15 protein-coding genes are annotated in these 21,125 nt (G+C 40.8%); 8 read left to right on the top strand and 7 right to left on the bottom strand.

Annotated elements, in window-relative coordinates; translation table 11 throughout:
• Positions 1-12: 12 nt before the first annotated feature.
• Positions 13-828, bottom strand: coding sequence for an ammonia-dependent NAD(+) synthetase (gene nadE / locus ACMAZF_RS09230; protein ID WP_435277218.1), 816 nt, complete (start codon positions 826-828; stop codon positions 13-15).
• Positions 829-923: 95 nt separating this feature from the next.
• Positions 924-2,120 (bottom strand): phage integrase central domain-containing protein, encoded by a 1,197-nt coding sequence (locus ACMAZF_RS09225; protein ID WP_435277062.1) that lies wholly within the window; start codon positions 2,118-2,120, stop codon positions 924-926.
• Positions 2,121-2,417: 297 nt separating this feature from the next.
• Here ACMAZF_RS09225 and ACMAZF_RS09220 point away from each other — a divergent pair, with 297 nt between their 5' ends.
• The gene (locus ACMAZF_RS09220) at positions 2,418-3,743 is read left to right on the top strand and encodes a DEAD/DEAH box helicase (protein WP_435277061.1); all 1,326 of its coding nucleotides are present in this window, start codon (positions 2,418-2,420) and stop codon (positions 3,741-3,743) included.
• A 134-nt stretch (positions 3,744-3,877) separates the two neighbouring features.
• Here ACMAZF_RS09220 and ACMAZF_RS09215 read toward each other — a convergent pair whose 3' ends face one another.
• Positions 3,878-6,436 (bottom strand): VolA/Pla-1 family phospholipase, encoded by a 2,559-nt coding sequence (locus tag ACMAZF_RS09215; protein ID WP_435277060.1) that lies wholly within the window; start codon positions 6,434-6,436, stop codon positions 3,878-3,880.
• Positions 6,437-6,696: 260 nt separating this feature from the next.
• Between ACMAZF_RS09215 and ACMAZF_RS09210 the strand changes: the two genes are divergently transcribed.
• Positions 6,697-7,434, top strand: a complete 738-nt coding sequence (locus ACMAZF_RS09210; RefSeq protein ID WP_435277059.1) for a YciK family oxidoreductase — start codon at positions 6,697-6,699, stop codon at positions 7,432-7,434.
• Positions 7,435-7,436: 2 nt separating this feature from the next.
• Here the strand turns inward: ACMAZF_RS09210 and ACMAZF_RS09205 are convergent, their stop codons facing one another.
• A complete protein-coding gene (locus ACMAZF_RS09205) occupies positions 7,437-7,688 on the bottom strand; it encodes a DUF1289 domain-containing protein (protein WP_435277058.1) in 252 nt (83 codons plus the stop codon).
• A 148-nt stretch (positions 7,689-7,836) separates the two neighbouring features.
• Between ACMAZF_RS09205 and purU the strand changes: the two genes are divergently transcribed.
• From purU to ACMAZF_RS09185, 4 genes are all read left to right on the top strand, one after another.
• Entirely contained in the window at positions 7,837-8,688 is an 852-nt protein-coding gene (purU, locus tag ACMAZF_RS09200; RefSeq protein ID WP_435277057.1) for a formyltetrahydrofolate deformylase, read from the top strand.
• Positions 8,689-8,690: 2 nt separating this feature from the next.
• Complete coding sequence (gene gloB / locus ACMAZF_RS09195; protein WP_435277056.1) at positions 8,691-9,482, top strand: hydroxyacylglutathione hydrolase; 792 nt, start codon at positions 8,691-8,693, stop codon at positions 9,480-9,482.
• Positions 9,483-9,628: 146 nt separating this feature from the next.
• Complete coding sequence (locus ACMAZF_RS09190) at positions 9,629-11,215, top strand: LysM peptidoglycan-binding domain-containing protein (RefSeq protein ID WP_435277055.1); 1,587 nt, start codon at positions 9,629-9,631, stop codon at positions 11,213-11,215.
• A gap of 182 nt (positions 11,216-11,397) precedes the next feature.
• Positions 11,398-12,771, top strand: a complete 1,374-nt coding sequence (locus ACMAZF_RS09185) for an L-serine ammonia-lyase (protein WP_435277054.1) — start codon at positions 11,398-11,400, stop codon at positions 12,769-12,771.
• A 62-nt stretch (positions 12,772-12,833) separates the two neighbouring features.
• On the opposite strand, the gene cysB is transcribed toward ACMAZF_RS09185, so the two are convergent.
• On the bottom strand, positions 12,834-13,817 hold the full coding sequence (gene cysB / locus ACMAZF_RS09180; RefSeq protein WP_435277053.1) for an HTH-type transcriptional regulator CysB: 984 nt from the start codon (positions 13,815-13,817) through the stop codon (positions 12,834-12,836).
• A gap of 252 nt (positions 13,818-14,069) precedes the next feature.
• Here cysB and ACMAZF_RS09175 point away from each other — a divergent pair, with 252 nt between their 5' ends.
• Positions 14,070-14,765 (top strand): sensor histidine kinase, encoded by a 696-nt coding sequence (locus tag ACMAZF_RS09175; protein ID WP_435277052.1) that lies wholly within the window; start codon positions 14,070-14,072, stop codon positions 14,763-14,765.
• 15 nt (positions 14,766-14,780) lie between these two features.
• Positions 14,781-15,545: a hypothetical protein gene (locus tag ACMAZF_RS09170; protein WP_435277051.1), complete on the top strand. Its 765-nt coding sequence runs from the start codon at positions 14,781-14,783 to the stop codon at positions 15,543-15,545.
• 70 nt (positions 15,546-15,615) lie between these two features.
• On the opposite strand, the gene topA is transcribed toward ACMAZF_RS09170, so the two are convergent.
• Both topA and ACMAZF_RS09160 read right to left on the bottom strand, forming a co-directional pair.
• Positions 15,616-18,261, bottom strand: coding sequence for a type I DNA topoisomerase (topA, locus tag ACMAZF_RS09165; protein ID WP_435277050.1), 2,646 nt, complete (start codon positions 18,259-18,261; stop codon positions 15,616-15,618).
• A gap of 182 nt (positions 18,262-18,443) precedes the next feature.
• On the bottom strand, positions 18,444-21,020 hold the full coding sequence (locus ACMAZF_RS09160; RefSeq protein ID WP_435277049.1) for a hypothetical protein: 2,577 nt from the start codon (positions 21,018-21,020) through the stop codon (positions 18,444-18,446).
• Between the last annotated feature and the right edge of the window lie 105 nt (positions 21,021-21,125).

Genomic DNA, 21,125 nt, shown 5'->3' with positions numbered 1-21,125 from the left:
GTTTTTTTGTTATCAATCATAAATCGTTGGGATAGGTTGTCGTTTGTGCTCAGTTCGTTGATAAATTCCAATCAATTTATCTTCAATGCATTTATCAACGACTCTTCCCTCTAAGAAGTCGTCAATTTGATCATAGGTCATACCTAACGCATCTTCATCCTTTAACTGGGGTTTATCACATTCCAAATCTGCGGTAGGTGCTTTATTCACCAATTGCGCTGGTGCGCCAAGTTTCAACGCAAGCGCCCTAACCTGACGTTTGTTTAGACCAAATAAAGGCGCTAAATCACATGCACCGTCACCAAACTTTGTATAGAAGCCTGTAATGTTCTCAGCTGAATGGTCAGTACCAATCACTAGGCCACCCACTAAACCAGCAACGTGATACTGAGCTGACATCCGCATACGGGCCTTTAAATTTCCTTTAACAAAATCTTGATTCGTTTGCGTATTTAACACTAGGTCATTAAGCAATGTTTGATGGTCAATCGCGTCTGCTGCATCTTTTACGTTAATGGTAATTGCTTTAGTCGGTTGAATAAAAGCGATGGCTAATTGTGCTTCGTCTTCGTCGCGTTGCTCGCCATAAGGTAATCTTACCGCGTAAAATGCATACTTATTGTCAGACTGTTCATTTAACCCATCTATTGCTAACTGAGCTAATCGCCCCGTTAATGTCGAATCAATACCACCACTGATCCCCAATACTAATGCATTGGTATGACTTTCGATCAAACGTTGTTGAATAAACGTGATTCGGCGTTCAATTTCAACGTCTACGTCTATGGTGGGCTGAACTTGCATCTGTGAAATGATTGCTTCTTTGATCATTGGATTCATTACTCTATATACGATTGATTACTTATTAACTACATCTATACAGTCTCACAGAGATATAACTATAAAACTGTTTATGCTTTGTACTATCCGCGATACCAATGGTTCAAACCATCAGCTATCAAAGGATCATCATTGTTTAATGCCAAATAGGTATCAACTTTGCGATGGAACAAATAGGCAACGACTAAAGGGGAAACGCCAATGTCGACCATTGCCGCTTCTATATCCCTGAGCATATTACTCATCGAACGTTTACGACCATGTACCTCAAAAATAAATTGCTGTTGCAATTTGGCTAAGCTTTTAGCGTCCATTGCTTTATCATCTTTTTTTCGAGCCCCCTTACCAGGTAATAAATACAAGCTCTGAGCATTCGTAAACTGCTTAACACCTTGCTTTAACAACGATTTCAACGGCCCATCGCAAGGAATGACCTTACCATTTAATTTACCATTTCTATCCCTCAACAGCCATTTATTTCCTTTAATATCTTGCCTAAACGTTCGGCAAATCGTCGCTAACGATTGTCCTGACAAAATTTGAAGACGCAGTGTAAATAGATATGTATTTGAGGCTGGCATTTTACTTGCGCGATAATAGATACCTTTCAGTTGAGCCCCCGTCAAAGCAAACTCTTGTTTGTCCGTTCTATCATTATTTGACTGGATTTCTTTATTTATTCTAAGGTTCTCTATCGGCTGGCGCGTTAAATAATCCATTTGTACCGCATATTTAAAAAGTTGTTTAAGATAAACAATCACTGACGTTGCCATACTAATTTTACTAGCATCTAACAATGGATTGATAACTCTCAACTCAACAATCCGTTGATTGATTTTTGCCAATTGAACGCTGCCAATTTGAGGTAAAATATGCTGTTCAAATAACCGACAAATTTCATGACCATTTTTGTACTTTGCAGTAATAAATTTAGCCCCTAAAAAGCGCCAAAATTCTTTCACTTTTACTTGCTCTTTTTCCGCCGCAAATTTCATTGCTTCAATATCGTTTCCAGCTTTTACATGAGGCTCAATTTGCAACGCAATTCGTCTTGCTAAACCTGCATCCATTGTCTCACTATTGCCAATAAAATAATTTACTTGGCGTCCATTACGACCTCCAACACGATAAAAAAAATAGTAACTCGCTAGGCGAGAACCATCTTTTTTAACGACGCCTAAGCGTACATGAAAGCCCTTAAGTACATTGTCGTTTATGCGTTTAACCTCAGGAGAGCAAATCGCAATAACATGTTCGGTAATTCTTTCATTTTTATTCATGTCTCACCAAAAACACTTGAACATATCACAAGTGTAGCATGTCACAAATTCAACGCAAGCAATGAAATTGCACCTTATAGGGCAATCAGACAAAAACACCCCTCCTAAATAAAATAGGATTATAAAAATCCATTTATTGAGTAATCTAAACTAATATTTGGTGAATATTCTTGCCTGCTCGGCATCATTTAATGGTGAAAATGAACGACGAAGTTAGCATTATTGTCGAATATAAATGGTGTTCCTAGGCGACTAGATTTATAATGCGACATTCATTTTTTATTCACTGGATTGCCATTGTCATTCTTAAATTTTGGGTTAGATAAACGTCTTACCTCTTCTATCGAACACCTTGGTTTTGAGCAACCAACACCGATCCAATCACAAGCAATTCCGGTTGCAATGACGGGCAAAGATATTCTTGCTTCCTCCCAAACTGGTTCGGGGAAAACACTCGCATTTTTATTACCAATTATGCAGCGGTTATTACGACAAAAAGCCTTCTCAAAACGTGACCCAAGAGCGTTAATTTTAGCCCCTACTCGCGAACTCGCATTTCAGGTCTATCAAGACTTCAAAAAGCTAACCGGCGGCACTAATTTAAAAGCGTTTTTAGTCGTTGGCGGTGAAAGTTTTAATGACCAAGCAAAGGTCTTAAAGAAGGAACCGGATATTATTATCGGTACACCAGGTCGTATGGCTGACCATCTAGAACATCGTCATATTGCCTTACATGGCCTTGAGGTATTAGTGCTTGATGAAGCCGACCGTATGCTTGATATGGGATTTGCTACAGCACTACGTCATATCAACAAAGCTGCTGATCATCGTAAACGACAAACGATGCTCTTCTCAGCAACTATCGACGACAAAGCGATTAAAAACCTGAGCGTAGAAGTATTACAAGATGCCAAGCGTATCGAAGTAGGACGTAGTATCGATAAACATTCAGCTATCACTCAAACGATGTATTTGAGCGATCATCTCGATCATAAACAAGATCAATTAAAAGCTCTGTGCCAACAACCTTTTGAGCAAATGCTTATCTTCACTGCAACTAAAGCCGATACAGAGCGTTTAGCTACCCTATTAAGTGACTCAGGGATAAATGCAGCCGCCTTACACGGTGACTTACCTCAATCACAACGCAATAGCGCAATGGACGATTTTAAACGAACAGTGACTAAAGTGCTTGTTGCAACAGATATCGCTGCCCGTGGTTTAGATATAAAACATGTGAGTCATGTTATTAACTTCGATCTTCCTAAACATCCTGAGGATTATATTCACCGTATTGGGCGCACCGGACGTGCAGGAAGCCAAGGTAATGCCATGAGTTTAGTCAGTAGTAAAGATTGGGCAAGTTTAGAGCGAATTCAATTGTTACTAAAAACAACGTTTAAATTTGGCGCTTTAGAAGGACTTAAAGCTAAATTCAAAGGCATCAAGCCAAAACGTCCAGTAAACGTTAAACCAAAGACAAACAAGCCAAAAGACATTAAGAAAAAGTTTAAGTCACAAGCCAATACAAAACCTAAAACGAAGAAACTAGACAAGTCTTTTGTAGAACGTGTTGAAGTTGGTCACATTCCTATGAAGCGTAAACCGAAAGCCGTAGATTAAATACTACACTGGATGTATTCAGCATCGATATGACGCTATTATCGTTTACTTAAAAAAAATGCCGCAACTTAAATAAGCTGCGGCATTTTTATTGCTCTAAAAGGCCGTTAATTTATTGTTTAACGACTGTGGCATCAGCAACTGGTACAACGGTACCGCCACTTCCGATAAAGGTTGCCAGCTCGACTTTGCATTTCTATCAACACCTTAGTGTTCCCTTCAACCGTACTACCACCGCCCAATTCAACGCTATTCGTCAAAATTGAACCATGATGACCATCAGTGAAACGAACGATACCTGCAACGCCTTCCGCATTCATCGTTGTTTCACTAATCGCATTAAGTGCCATTAGCGCAGCAAGCGGTTCGGTGCCTGAAAGCGGGGAATTTACTGCGCGATTTGGCACAACTTGATCAGGTAAGTTAGATGCACCATCTCCAACAACTTCCATTACATGCATTGCCATCGTATTACCAGCAATTGTTGTTGCATAGTTGATTGGATCACTTGCGTCAACTGCGGTTTGTGCAGCGAACGCAAACTGAGTCGAAAATGGTCCATAAACACCGTCAACCAGCGCGGTGTATTCCGGAGCGTTCGCTTCTTTAAGTGCAGCGAGTTGATCAGCTGAAATACCTTTTGCTGTAGCCGCCGCCGATAACAAGTCTTGGAACGTAGACGATGCTGTTAGTCCATCTTTAACCGTACCGCCAAACGAACCAGATTCAAGTAAGAAGCCCGGAATACCACCACCCGGCGCAAGGAAAGACGCGGCTTTAATCCCATAAGGATTGCCAGGGATTTCTGCGCCCGATGCAGGATCTAACACTGGTTTGTTTGCATTAGCAACGAAACTTACCCCAGTAATCGCACCTAAAGAATGACCATAGAAGCTGACATTAGTTGGATCAATTTTCAATGAAGGATCGTTTGATTTAGCATTCAATGCTAAACGTAGCGCAAGTAGGTCCATCTCAGACTGACGTAAATTATCGCGAGCGGTTAAAAGGCTAGCTAAGTTTAAATAAGTTGTAGAATTTCCCGGAATAGTTGTTTCTTGTGGTGTTCCACGGTTTAACGTGGTATCCGATGCACCAATTGGTAATACCCCCAAAGGCGTCGTCATTTTACCAACTCGCTCTCCATGTAGTGGGTGGTCAATAGCAACAACAACCACACCGGCCTCTGCCATCGCACCAGCAAACGCTAATAATGTTTCTTTTGTCGTTGTGATACCATGTTGATAAATCATTACTGGCCAACCCGCCGCTGGCATCTCTATTGGGTCTTTACCTTGAGCTGCACGTCCCGCATTAATAACACCGACATTAGGTGCCGATATGAGCATAGGAATTTGCGCAATAGATTGAACTTTAGGTAGTGGGTTAAATTTTGTCAGATGACGGACTGAGTCTAAAGGAACCGAAACTTTCGTACCCCCTACGTTCACTTCAACTGTGAAAGTCATACCGACTAGATTCGCTGGATTATTTTCAAAGGCGCCACGACCAAAAGCTGGTGCTTGCGCTGCGTATTGGGCCGCAAATGACTCGCCAGCCAATACACCTGACGCCAATGCACCTAACACTGTAATTGGACTATCACCCATCGCTTCAAAACGGCTGAATAATTCAGGGCAATTCACAGGTGTTGGTGATGGTGCATCCGCAGTAGTCACACACCCGTCAGCTGTCGGTTTTTTCAAATATTGAGGGGCATGTAGAGTAGCATTATAAATTGCTGCGCGACTTGCACTTTGAAAAGCTTGTAGTCCAGCGTCGGTAGCTGGATTAATCTGTCCTGCACCAACCAAAATTTGACCAGCGTTAAAGGTCGTCGAAGTAAACGGAGTCACTACAGGAGCATTTGCTAACATGCCCAACTTTGCAATATCAAACACATCGCTCGTTGACTGAGTAGTAAAACCAGCAGTATAAATTAGGCTATCTTTATCAACACCAGCACCGTCTAATCCATTTTCGTAAGAGTTTACAATGGTTTGAAGGCTCAGCTGACTAGGTAATGGTAAAGGTTTAGTGTTTACATCTATTCTTACTGATTCGTACGACGATGAAGGCGCAACCGCATTGCCATTTGAGTCCATCACCAGATCGGTGACGGCAACTAAGTAACCTTGGCTCGCTTTAAATGGCTTAATTGGTACCATTACAATCTGGTTACCAGATAAAGTTGTCACAAAATCAACACCAAATGTTAATTCTGAACCCACTTTACAAGCACTTACAGACGGCGCTGTTGTACATTCCGCGTCAGGTGATAATGGTCCGCCTAATGTGGCTTCGAAAACCCGAACAGCGCCTTGCTGAGCAACGCTAACAGGGTCAACAGTTACACCCTCTGCTGTATCAACCGTAATAGCCATTGGCGCCACAGTTGACCAACCGTCTAATGCACCTATCGAAGTTGAAGGATCGAAATAGTTAATCGGAGTGCCTGCGGCAACCGTTTCCCCAGGCATATTTAAGGTGCCATCGGTTGTACCGCTAAATAGCAAATCATTTGGAACAGGAAGTACTGCATTGGCTGGATCAAAACTGATTCGAGACAAGGGTAACTGACCTTGACCACTATCAATAACTTCTTGCTTGATTTCGGCAACGGTATCGCCCCCACCACAGCCTGTTAGCCCTAGTGCACTCGCAACTGCGACACTAAGTAGTAACTTTTTCATAAAATTCTCCATTTCCTTTAGTTATTATTTTTAATTCTCTCGATAAGCTTGCTAGAATAGCGCGAAAATTCGAGAGCAATTTTGGATAATTGTTATAGATTAGGCTCAACTTAACCTAAAGAAAGCTAATAATCTACACCTTTAAAGCACTAATTTAAGTAAATTTTGCTGTAAATTCAGCCGAATATTTAAAACGAGCGTTTAAAGAGCAAAATTCATTTAGGTAAAAAGCTCTAAAACCTATCATCAGGAAATTCTTAATGTTTGATTTTACTTGTCATAAAAATGCATTACACGAACGTGTTATATTAATTACTGGCGCCGGCGATGGTATTGGTCGCCAAGCCGCTCTATCCTATGCTGAGCATGGTGCTACGGTAATATTACTCGGTAAAACAGTTGCTAAACTCGAAGCCGTATACGATGAAATCGTTAATGCAAACTATCCACAGCCCGCAATTATCCCGCTAGATTTAAAGGGCGCCACGAGCCAACATTATCAAGACATGGCCGATACGATTAAACAACAGTTCGGGCGTTTAGATGGGCTATTACATAACGCATCTATTCTCACTGTGTTGTCCCCTTTTAATGAAGTAGAAGAAGATAGTTTTGATGATATTATGCAAGTGAATGTAAAAGCGCCGTTTATTATGACTCAAGCGTTACTACCATTAATGCGTAATACTAAAAATAGTTCTATTGTCTTTACATCGAGCGGTGTTGGGCGAAAAGGTCGCGCTTTTTGGGGCGGTTATGCTATCTCAAAATTTGCAACTGAGGGCATGATGGAAACGCTTGCGGATGAGATGGGCGGCACAAACGTTCGAGTTAATTCGATAAATCCAGGCGCCACAGCAACACTAATGCGTGCTCGAGCCTACCCAGGTGAGGATGCTAAGACGCTAAAAACACCACTTGATTTAATGCCGTTATATCTTTATCTAATGGTAGATGACAGTGTTGAAATTAATGGTCAGTCTATAAACGCCCAATAGTATTAGAATAACGAAAGATTTGGTGAGGAATCATCATCGCCACCTTTTCCGGCCGCTCGCTTTCTTTTGCTGCGTCGTTGACATAACCGAATCACTTTCGATTTGTCGGCATCACTGAGGTGATGCCAATAGAACCTCTCTTCTCTGCTTCTAAAGCATCCTTTACAATACCCACGGTTATTAACCTCACAAATACCAATGCAAGGACTGTCGATGGTAAAAAGCTGGAGTTGATCGCGCAGTTCGTTTTTCATTCAACTATCATTACCCAGCTTTTATCCCATTACAAGCTAACTTATAGCAAAATAACGTAACGCTTTAGTCGACAAAATGCCTTTTCATTTACGCAATCCAAATCAACTGTGTTAATGTCGTTACACATTCCATTCAATTTTATCTAACATGAACAAACATTTTCGCCTCGTTATCTCTTGTCCTGATCAAGTGGGCATCGTTTCTAAAATCAGTCATTTTATTGCAAATCACAACGGCTCTATCACCGAAGCTAATCACCACACCGATATTCAAGACAATTGGTTTTTTATGCGCCATGAGGTTGCCAGTGAAAGTTTTACCCTTTCTCTTGAAGCGTTCAAAAAAGAATTTCAACCGCTTGCTAAAGAGTTAAACCTCGAATGGTCGATTACAGACAGTCAAAGCAAAAACAGTGTAATCTTAATGTGTAGCAAAGAATCTCACTGTTTAGTCGACATTCTAAATCAATGGCACAGTGGCGATTTAGATTGTGACATTGCCTGTGTCATTTCAAACCATGCTGATTTTCAAGATTTAGTAAAATGGTACGGCATTCCATTTCATCATGTACCGGTAACCGCTGATAAAGAAATACACTTTAAATCAGTGAGTAATTTAATTAACGATTATGAGGCGCAAACGATCGTACTTGCGCGTTATATGCAGATTCTACCGAGTGATATGTGCGACAAGTTTCATCACCAAATCATCAATATCCACCATAGCTTTTTGCCATCTTTTGTCGGTGCAAAGCCCTACCATCAAGCCTATAACCGCGGTGTTAAATTGATTGGTGCGACCTGCCATTACGTTACACAAGACCTTGATGAAGGACCCATTATAGAACAAGACGTTGCACGTGTTAGTCACCGAATGACACCACAAGACATGGTTCGATTAGGAAAAGATGTCGAGAAACGGGTGTTGGCAAATGGCCTAAGAATGCATCTGGAAGGACGTGTTATAGTGCATGACAACAAAACGATAATCTTGGATTAATCATGACAGCACCTTACCAGGTCACTGCAATAAAGGCTTTCAACGACAATTATATATGGGCTATCCATCAAGACCAGAATGATAAATGTGTTATTGTCGATCCCGGATCAGCAAATAAAGTATTGGAATTTCTAACCAATAATAAATTGTCACTCGATGCCATTTTAATCACACATCACCATCATGATCATGTGGGTGGAGTGAACGCACTCCAAGCCCACTTCCCGAATACGCCAGTTTATGGGCCATCAAAAGAAGCAAGAGATACGGTAACCCATCCATTAACGGAGGGAGAAGTTATCGATATAACCGCATTTGAGATGACGTTAAAAGTGTTAGATGTGCCCGGACATACACTAGGGCACATTGCATACTTTGATGAAAGCTCATTATTTTGTGGAGATACACTATTCTCTGCAGGCTGCGGAAGAATGTTTGAAGGAACCCCTAAAATGTTTAGTAATTCTCTTACGAAGCTCGCTGCACTGCCAATAGATACATTCGTGTATTGTGCTCATGAATATACGTTAAGCAACCTCAATTTTGCCCAAGCTGTTTCTCCAAATTCAATTGAACTTAAACAATATATCGCAAGCTGTGAAGAAAAGCGGTCTAGCGGTTTGCCAACAATTCCAAGTTCAATTGGGATCGAGTTGTCCGTCAATCCGTTTCTTAGAGTCAATAAACCTGAGGTTATTGAATCACTTAATAACAAATTCGCAATCCATCTCAATGCTCAAAGCAATTTAGATCAAAACTTTAAATGGTTAAGGCAGTGGAAAGATAGTTTCTAATGCAATAAGCACTAAGCAATAATCATGTTCAGGCCATTAAACTTCGACTGTTTTCGGCCATATGCATAGTTCATTCAATCTATGCTATTGAATAGTTGTTCATTGCGATACAATATCGCGATTTTATTGTTTATTGGAATTTTAACTTGAGCAACGTTAGAAAAATCGTCCTACCGACGTTATTAGTATCTTCGTTAGCTGGTTGTGAATTGACCTCACAACCAGAACAACCGACATTAGTGGTAGCGCCAATCGAAGAGCCAAGACATGCAGAGCCTGTCATTAGCGAGCCAGTTGAACCGATCGTAGTACTCCCGCCAACACCGCAGGAAGTCGCTAACTTATGGCAACGCATCGAAATGCAGTTTTCATTGCCTCAAACAGATAATAAACAAGTAACAAGCCAGCTTAACTGGTATCGAAAACACCCCAAATACATAGAGCGAATGTCCAATCGTGCTGAGCCCTATCTATTTTTTATTGTGCAAGAAATTGAAAAACGTGGCATGCCGCTTGAAATCGCATTACTGCCGATTGTAGAAAGCGCATTTGATCCGTTTGCGTACTCCCACGGCGCAGCATCTGGCATGTGGCAAATCATTGGCGACACAGGAAAGCGTTTTGGTCTGAAAAACAACTGGTGGTATGACGGAAGACGTGATGTTGTAGCGTCAACACACGCTGCCTTAGATTATTTACAGTTCCTACATAAGCACTTTAAGGGCGATTGGCTCCATGCACTCGCGGCCTATAATTCAGGCGAAGGCCGAGTTGGTAGAGCAATCAAGCGAAATAGAAAATTAGGTAAGGCAACAGATTTTTGGTCGTTAAAGTTACCCAACGAAACTCGTGACTATGTGCCCAAACTGCTCGCGCTGGCGAAGTTACTAAAAGCACCAGATGAATATGGCATCGCCTGGCCAACATTAGAAAATACTTTACAGGTTGAACAAGTTGCTACCGGCTCACAAATTGATCTTGCACTAGCAGCAAAGCTTGCAGGAATGAAATTAAAAGATCTTTATCAACTCAATCCGGGTTTCAATCGTTGGGCAACTCCGCCTAATGGCGATTACAAACTTTTGCTGCCAGTCGAGAGCGCCGCTGAATTTAAAGTTGCATTGAAAAAAACGCCAAAGAAAGACCGACTCCATTGGACCCGATATCAAATTAAGTCTGGAGATACGATCGGCCAAATTGCACAACGCCACCAGACCACATCGTCCATAATCCGTCAAATCAATGGCTTTAAGGGTAATAACATTAGGGCTGGAAAATTTTTATTGATTCCTATCGCATCAAACAACCTTAGTGACTATCAATTATCTGCAGATTCGAGGCTCGCAGCGACGCAAAATAAGAAACGTGGCCAATTAAAAACAACCTACATTGTGCAATCTGGCGATAATCTTTGGGATATCGCTAGAAAATTTAAAGTTAGTCATCGCAGTATTGCCAAATGGAACGGTATGGCACCTACCGACAATCTCCGTCTGGGTAAAAAGCTGGTAATATGGCAAAACACCGGAATAGCAAGCTCAGGACCAGGCAACAAAGTGTTACGCACAATAACTTACCGAGTAAGAAATGGCGATTCTATTGCACGCATTGCACAAAAATTCAATCTAAAGATTAAAGATGTTGTCCGTTGGAATTCACTCAATGTTAAAAAGTATTTACAACCTGGCCAACACCTAAAATTGCAAGTTGATGTAACTCAAATCAATTCTTAACCTATAGATGAGCATAAGGCTATTGATTACATTAGTTTTATGCTCATTTTCATATCATTAAACACCTGTTTCCTTTAGTAAACATTTCCTCAAATGTGAAATTAATTCACTTATTTTGTTGGGTACAGAGACGCGCTGGTGTAAGATGGCGTGATAATAATAGTCGAGCAAAAGAGAAATGTATGATCAGTGTATTTGATATGTTTAGTATAGGTATCGGTCCTTCGAGTTCACATACCGTTGGTCCAATGCGTGCCGCCTTTAGGTTTACCCAAGATTTAGAGCAGCTCAATCATCTTAACAGTGTCACACATGTGAAAACTGAACTTTATGGTTCATTGGGGCAAACTGGTATCGGACACGGTACTGGAAAAGCGGTAATTCTAGGGCTTGCTGGCTATGAACCTGAAACAATAGACCCTGAAATTATTGATCCTTTTCTAGACCAAGTTGATAAAGAAGAAACAATTAAATTACTCGGTCGTCACCAAACTGACTTTCCTCGAAAAAACGCAATTGTTTTTCATCGCCGTAAAAGTCTGCCTGTTCATGCTAATGCAATGGAATTATTCGCCTACAAAGGCGAGGAGCTACTCTTTAATAAAGTGTATTACTCTATCGGTGGCGGTTTTATTGTTGATGAAGAAGAAATCAAGACCTTTACCAAAGATAAAACAGATGCTGACCAAGCAAAGTACCCGTTCAACACATCAGAAGAATTACTCAACCAATGTAATACACATGGCCTGAGTATTTCAGCGCTAATGATGGCGAATGAAAAGACCCTAGCACCCGAATCAGAAGTCGTTGAGCGCCTATCAAGCATATGGCACACAATGCGCGCGTCGGTAGAGCGTGGTTGTCGCCGTGAAGGTATTCTGCCAGGCGGACTAAAACTTCGCCGCCGTGCAGCATCATTACATCGCCGTCTACATGTTGAAGAAGGTAGTAACGTTGATCCTCTATCGGCAATCGACTGGGTGAATCTCTTTGCAATGGCAGTGAATGAAGAAAATGCTGCAGGCGGTCAAGTAGTGACTGCGCCAACAAATGGCGCTGCTGGTATTATCCCTGCTGTTCTGTGTTATTTCGACAAATTTATTCAGCCTGTTACTGACGAAGTTGCGGTTAGATACCTACTCACTTCTGCAGCCATTGGCATCTTATATAAAAAGAATGCGTTGATCTCTGGTGCTGAAGTAGGATGTCAGGGTGAAGTTGGCGTGGCTTGTTCTATGGCCGCAGCTGGTTTAACGGAGATAATGGGCGGCACCATCGATCATGTTGAAAATGCTGCTGAAGTTGGTATGGAGCATAACTTAGGTTTGACTTGTGATCCTGTAGGTGGCCTAGTACAAGTGCCATGTATTGAACGTAACGCAATGGGTGCTGTAAAAGCGATTAACGCATCGCGCATCGCAATGCGTGGCGATGGGCAGCACAAAGTATCCCTCGATAAGGTAATTAAAACCATGTGGGATACAGGAAATGATATGAAGAGTAAATATAAAGAAACAGCTCGTGGCGGTTTGGCGGTCAATATCGTTGAATGTTAATAAACATTTAGTATTAAATTAAAAAAGCGGCTTAAGCCGCTTTTTTTGTACATTTTTATAAATTATCTCAAAGGCAGTTTAATGTCTTTAAACAGCGCTTCAACCTGATCATGATCACGTAAGCTGGCGGCTTGTGATACTAAGTTTTTCGTCAAGTGAGGCGCAAATTCTTCAATAAAGTCATACATGTAACTTCTTAAAAAGGTACCACGTCTAAACCCAATTTTCGTTGTTGCATGGCCAAACAGATGATTAACATCAATAGCAACAAGGTCTTTATCCAGTTCTTTGTCAATAGCCATCGACGCGAGAACACCAACTCCGAGACCAAGTCTCACATAAGTTTTTAATACATCGGCACTGGTTGCAGTGAATACAACATTTGGATCTTGCCCTGCTTCGTTAAATGCAATTTCTAAATCTGATTTATTTTGGAAGCCAAAAACATATGTTACTAATGGGAATGCGGCGATGTCTTCAATTTCTAATTCTCGAACACGACTCAGCTTAGCTAACGGATGGTCAGGGTTTACCACAACTGATCGTCCCCAATGATAACAAGGCAACATAACTAAATCTTCATAGTAATGCATAGATTCAGTAGCAATGGCGAAATCCGCTTCTCCCTTAATTGCCATTTCACTGATCTGTGCTGGCGTTCCTTGATGCATATGTAAGGAAACTTTCGGATAATGCTTAATAAACTTGCCGATAACTTCTGGCAGCGCATAACGGGCTTGCGTATGAGTTGTAGCAATATTCAACGCACCTTGATCTGGTTTTGTATGTTCATAAGCAACAGCTTTGATACTTTCGACTTTCGATAAAATATCGTTAGAAATATTGATAATTTCTTGACCAGCTTTGGTAACATGCGTTAAATGTTTACCACTTCGACCAAAAATTTGGATCCCAAGTTCATCTTCCAACATTCGCACTTGTTTACTAATGCCCGGTTGTGACGTAAACAAACTCTCAGCAGTAGCCGATACGTTTAAATTATTGTTGCTGACTTCGACGATATATCTTAACTGTTGTAACTTCATACTTATTAACTCTTGATTTGATGGTCAATGACAAGATGTGCCATTAAACTGTTGCACTCACTATATTCTTATTTGTTATAACAACTCTAAATATAAATTAAAAAATGAATATAGCAAGAAGATTCACTTGTTATTTTCTATTCCTATCAACAATAGTTAGTACATCTTTCTTTTAACGGTAGATTTTTCAGGTTAACAAGCGGTATGATAATAAGTACATGCGTCTAACGCCTTTTTTTATAAGACATATTTATGAGTACATCAAATAATAACAATATCGATTACAAGAAAATCTTATCAGCAATCAGCTATGATATGCGAAACTCACTGACGTTGATGTTTCAGTCTTTACAGACCGTTGCGAATCAGCCGCAAGCGACAAAGACACTTAGTACTGAGGAATTGTCAGATATCAATTATCAAGTACAACGTTTAAACGGAAACTTAACACAATTGATGGCGCTGTATAATGTAGAAGAAGATCGACTAATGATTATTTCTACGGAAGAAATAGTGAGTGATGTCATCGAATCGGCTGTCTTTCAAAATGATCTTTACACCCAAAGTAAAGGAATAGAGATTCAGGTTCATGTCGACGATGATCTACATTGGTGTTTAGATCGTGACCTAATCGCTTATTTAATCGATGACGTACTTAGTAATGCTATTCGCTATTCTCAAAAACGGATTGATATTGATGTTTCTATCGATGATGGACAACTTTCAATTGCAATATCCGATGATTCAAATGGTTATCCGAGTGCAATGATTGAAGCAGCAGCCGCTCCAATTGATGAACTTGCGTCTAGTTTTGGACGAATGGGGATCGGATTGTTATTTTCAAAGCTCATTGTGTTGTCCCATGACAACTACGGAAAAAGTGGTGAACTCGTATTAAACAATGATGGTAAGCTGGGCGGAAGCACCTTTACTATTGTATTACCGTAAAACAAGGGACAGCAAATGACAGTATATATTATTGCAGGCGTCGGCTTTCTAGTCTTGATGGTAATTGTAATGACTGTAATGCAGCAGCAGAGTAAGCGCATCGAATCTGAAAAACGCACTGAAGTGTCACGTCTCACTTTAACCATCGATGAGACAGAAGATCTATTATCGCGTATTACTAATATCCCTGTGACCAAAGCACTGATGATAATCATGCATAATCGTATTTTGGAAACTCAAAAATCTATCTTAGCAATTAATGGCGATCGAGCTATCGCTGCACAAGTGAACGACAGACAACAATTAATTGAATCGATTGTTAATTCTTTTCGATCTCAAGGTTTAGATACATTTCGGTTACCAAATGATGATCGAGAAGTTTTACAAATGGTACAACTTATCAAAAAACTTAAAGGATTAATCAATAACGAACACAAACGTGGCCGAATTAATCCTGACGTGTTTGGTAATGAGATTAAACGTGCGGATCTGATGCAGATAAGGATTAATATTAATTCAATTATCGGTCGAGCTCGTGGCGCAATTGAAGCGAAGCAATCTGGCTCCGCTCGCACCTATTTGGACAAGGCTATAAAAACGCTTCGTGCAATAAATTCAGAAGGTGATGGATTCGTTAATGCAAAACTAGAAGAAGCAGAGGGAATGTTAGCCAAGCTAGACCAAGTTAAAATTGAACGTGATGAACGCGCTAAACGTGAACAAGACGAGAAGACAAGCACTGATCTCGATATCCTCTTCCAACCAAAGAAGAAATGGTAGTTGTACTCTTCAACATATTGCTCATAAAAAGCCGCTCTAATGAGCGGTTTTTTATTATCCAATCTACAATCTATTTCTTTTTAGTAGCTCGTTTTGCTTTCTGATGTTCAATCCACTTACCACCCTCATAAGTCGCTGTCCATCCGGTAGCTTTCTTCTCAATTTCTGTCATTACATACTGAGATTTATTTTTACGGCTATAACGTACGATGGCCATGTTACCATCAGCATCTTTTTGCGGAGCATCAGCGAGATAATAGAACTTCGATGAAATCCGATCTCTAAAGCGATGAAGCTCAGCAACTTGTGGCGCTCTAGTTTCACGTGCTTTAGGGAAGGTATGTGCAGCTAAGAAAATACCTGACGCCCCATCGCGCAATACGAAGTATGCATCGTTCTTGTCGCAGGGTAATTCTGGCAAATGAACAGGATCTTCTTTTGGCGGCGCTACTTCACCACTTTTTAAAAGTTTTCGTGTATTCTTACATTCATCAACATTAGTACAAGCGAAATACTTACCAAAGCGGCCATTTTTAAGCTCCATATCATGTTCACAACGATCACATTCGATAATTGGCCCATCATACCCTTTAATCTTAAAGGTACCTTGTTCAATTTCATTGCCACCACACGCAGGATTGTTACCACAAACATGTAATTTTCGAGCTTCATCAACAAGGTACGAATCCATCGTTGTATCACAGATGTGACAACGACGACGTTGCATCAATGCCTTATTTTCAGCATCATCATCAGCAGCAACCACGTCATCACCTGATGTTAAATTGATGGTGGTCTTACAGCGCTCTTTAGGTGGTAAATCATAACCAGAACAACCAAGGAATACCCCTGTTGTACCTGTTCTTATGCCCATCTTTCGCTCACACGTTGGACAATCAATATCCGTCAACACCATATTGTTAGGACGCATGCCGCCCTCTTCTGGTGTTAGATTCGCCTGATCTAATTGCTTAGTGAACCCTTTATAGAAATTGTTCAATGAACCTTTCCAGTCCATTTCACCATTAGCGATCAAATCAAGCTCTTGTTCCATTTGAGCAGTAAAATCATAAGAAAGTAATTCTGTGAAATTCTCATTCAAACGATCGGTAATAATTTCACCCATTTTCTCAGCAAAGAAACGGCGGTTTTCAACTCTAGCATAACCACGATCTTGAATCGTCGAAATAATCGATGCATAAGTCGATGGTCGACCAATACCACGTTTTTCAAGTTCTTTAACCAAACTGGCTTCGTTAAAACGTGCTGTAGGTTTAGTAAAGTGCTGCTTTGGCTCAAGCTTTTCTAAATTCAACGTATTACCGACACTGATCGCTGGTAAATTTACTTCTTCTTCGGCTTTACGCTTAACGGCAGTTTGAACTCGAGTCCAACCATCGAATTTGATAATGCGTCCGGTCGCTTTCAGTTGATACTTATCAGCTGACACTTTTAACGTCGTAACGTCATATTTAGCCGGAGTCATTTGACAGGCGACATATTGACGCCAAATTAGCTCATATAGACGCTCTGCGTCGCGTTCCATTTTATTTAATGAAGTCGCACTACGAGAAACATCACTTGGTCTTATCGCTTCATGGGCTTCTTGTGCACCCTCTTTGCTACCATAGAAATTAGGGGTTTCTGGTAAATATGATTTACCGTATTCACTTTCAATATGGCCTCGTGCAGCGTCGATTGCATCTTTACTTAAATTAGTCGAATCTGTACGCATATAAGTAATGTAACCAGCTTCATATAAACGCTGTGCTAACATCATTGTCTTCTTAACGCCAAATCCTAAGCGGGTACTTGCTGCTTGTTGTAGCGTTGATGTAATAAAGGGCGCTGAAGGACGTGACTGACTTGGCTTGTCTTCACGCGAGCTAACCGTATAAGCTGCATTTTGTAGCGCATTTAAAGCAACATTTGATTCCATTTCACTCACAGGCTTAAATGCTTTACCGTCAACCTTAGTCACTTTCATAGCTAACGCTTGGGTATCATCTGTCATCAGCTGCGCATGCATATCCCAGAATTCTTCTGGGTTAAACGCTTTAATTTCACGTTCGCGTTCAACCACCAACTTCACGGCAACAGATTGGACACGGCCTGCCGACAATCCACGCGCGACTTTTTTCCATAGAAGCGGCGACACCATGTAGCCAACAACACGGTCTAAAAAGCGACGTGCTTGTTGCGCGTTAACACCATCAATATTTAACTCAGTTGGCGTATCAAAGGCTTCACTAATCGCATTTTTAGTAATTTCATTAAAAACAACACGTTTAAAACGACTGTCGTCGCCACCGATAACTTCACGAAGATGCCAAGCAATGGCCTCCCCTTCTCTATCCAAATCCGATGCTAGGTAAACATAATCAGCTTTTTCAGCCAGAGACTGTAATTCACTAACAACTTTTTCTTTACCAGGTAGAATCTCGTAATGCGCATCCCAACCACCTTCAGGATCTATGCCCATTCGGTTGATCAACTGCTGTTTATCACGCGCCGTTTTATACTTTTCTTTAGCCGCTGGCTCCATTTTACGAACTTCAGCTGGCGTCTTGGTAAATTTGTTCTTTTTAACTGCACCGGATGTTGGTAAATCTCGAATATGACCAACTGAGGATTTAACGATGAAGTCTTTACCTAAATATTTGTTAATAGTTTTCGCTTTGGCTGGCGATTCCACTATTACTAATGATCTTCCCATAAGAAAAAAATGTCCATTGATGGAGTGAGAATATGTATTGGCTCAATTTATAGAGACTAATAAGCAATAATTCAAGATGTTATTTGTAATAACCCCATAAAAATTGCAAATTAGCCACATATTCGAGCTGATCGCTCGTTTATAACACAAATTAAAACGGCGCATCATGCGCCGTTGTTGGTCTAATCTCTGATTGGAATGCTACGTGACACACCAGTTCTATTTGGCGCTGTGATTGTTACAGTTAATGAACTGCTATCGGATTCATCATCTTTCTTCAAGGTAACGCTACAACTATTAATCGCAAAGCCAGAGCTATTTCCTACTTCACATTCCGATGGCCCAACTATAGATCCATTACCAGTTTCAAAGTTGATTATTGTCCCATTTGGCAACAAACCATTAAACTGATCGGCAGCATAAACAATTATTGTTTTATCGCCGCCAGAAATATCTACAGTTTTGTCATAATTTGCTGGATTAAACTTGTCCGTTTCGTGAGTAGCTGTAACTTCGATAAAACCAAATCGAAAATCTGCTGCAGCACCCGACGCCTGTAGTATTGTCACATTCTGATATACATGCACCAATTCTCGAGAACAAATTCCAGTAGCTTCGTCATCAACATGGCACAAAACACCATTGTAGAGTTTATTACCTTGATCAAACGTATCATTACTATTGAAATCTATTGGTTGTTCATTGTCCCCACCTGGCTCAAAACATACTTTTTCTGATGTATCTTTTATATTTTTCTTATAACATTTTGCGCCCACATCCGCTGCGCCCGGAGATACCGCATCAACAGTAAAACGACCACCAAATACACCGTCCTCGTTTTCGTCCCTAAACGCTTCTGTCAAATCGGTAAATGCTTCATTTTGTGTGTAGTATCCTGACCCATCACTATCACTAAAAGATTCTTCTCCTATTGCATAAGCCAAAATAGTCACTCTGTTCCCGTACACATTGCCTAAGCCACCATTATCGTTATTTTCACTATTATTGTCGTAAAAACAAGGTAGGCCTGCTGCGCTTAAACCTGTCACAACACCATTAGAATTAAGACATTGGGCCTCACCTATCATTTTAAGCTTAGCGTTGTCATCTGTAAATGCTGGGGACGGAAGACGAGAGCCTTGACTACGCCATTGTACAGAACACGCACCATTTACGGTATTACAATTGCCTTCAATAAAACCAAACTCAGTTGTAAACGATACTGTCGTTCCATCTGGAACTGGGTTATTAAAATGGTCTGCGAGCCTAGCCGTAATTCCAACTTCAACACCATCTGTTCTGAATGTGTCAGGATTTAATTCAGTTGCAGATAAGCTAAAGCTATTATAATCAACGACCCCACTAGAAATAGATAATTGACCTGAAACAGTAGAAATTGCCTTATCGTCTTCCAAAGTTGCAACGACTCTAACCGGCGTCGGGACAGTACCCGCTGCAACAATCACGTTTACTTCACCTTTATCGTCTGTTTCAGCTTGCTCTTCGGGTAGAATAGTAATTCCGCCAAGTTTAGTCGTTAATTTAAAATTAACAACGGCGTTTGGTACTGGATTAGACAAGCTATCAAAGACTGTAAAAGTTACTGTGGTAGTCTCACTACGATTCAGCCCTCCAGTCCCTTTTAGAGCCAAAAAGGACGATGTAATATTTGTGAACTGCAAGCTGTGAAGTTCGGCCTTCCCAACAGTTAGATTAATATTTTCGGTTAAAACCGTTTGACCAATTGTTGACGTAACATTGATAGTGTCCACTGAGCCACAGCCATTATCTTTGTAAGTGACAGTGGCCACACCGTTAATCGTTTGAACTTCGCTCGCAATTTCTGCTTTCCCAGCTTGAACACATGCCGATGAAAACTGCACACCAACTGGTTGACTCAATGGACTAGCGTTTCCACCAACCACCTCATTAATTGGGACCTCCAACGAAGCTGTTCCATTAGGTCCTATAACTGTGGGTGTAAGTCTTAGCTCCCCCATTACTACATTTGCAACGGTAACTGCCGCAGAAAAGTCAAGACTTGCGTTTACTCCGTTTACACTTGCGTTTACAGTTCCAGCGCCATCTTGTGCTCCGGCATATAACAATACAGATGCGATACCGTTACTATCTGTCAATGCACTACTCGTTTTTAACTCACCTACTTCGTCAACTAGTGAGAAATCAATTTTTACCCCGACCGCGGCAACACCACTATTTGTCAGTGTCGCTTGCAATCTTGTCGGCTCCAAACTACTTACATTAAGAATCTCTTTTCCGTCTGAATCAACCATTTTCAGGACTAAATTAACAGGCTGAATTTCTTCAACAGGGTTGGACGTAGAAAAATCAAGAGAATCTGTTAGGTCATCAACTGTTGCCGTGGCTGTACCAGCACCAACTGTATCTCCAGCATATATTTCTACCTTTGCAATACCTTGTGCATCTGTTAGCGCGCTAGTTACCAATAATTGTCCTATATCACCGTCTAAACTAAATGTGAATTTTTTATTAGCTACAGGTTTATTGTCAACTGTATATAATGCCGATAGCCATTGAGGCTGACTGCCGTCAACGTTAGTCACAGTATTTCCGGCGGTGTCAACCATGGTTAAAACCACGGTAGATTGAGGCGTTGTCGGCGTAGTGCCATCTCCTCCATCCCCACTAGAAGTACTGGATAACTCGTTACCACCACTACATGCTATTAAAAACAGCGCAAAGAAAACGATTGAAAAATAATGAAAGGTCTGACGCATTGGGCATTCTCCCTGCCGAAAATACAACAAAAATTAAAGCAATTATGTCGATGTTAGAGAATTTATGTCAAAGATGCAAAAGGATTTTAGATAAAATTCAATGCA

The organism is Psychrobium sp. nBUS_13, assembly GCF_051201665.1.
Classification (GTDB): domain Bacteria; phylum Pseudomonadota; class Gammaproteobacteria; order Enterobacterales; family Psychrobiaceae; genus Psychrobium.
The sequence above is the reverse complement of the archived record's forward strand: the minus strand, read 5'-3'. Positions and strand labels throughout refer to the sequence as shown.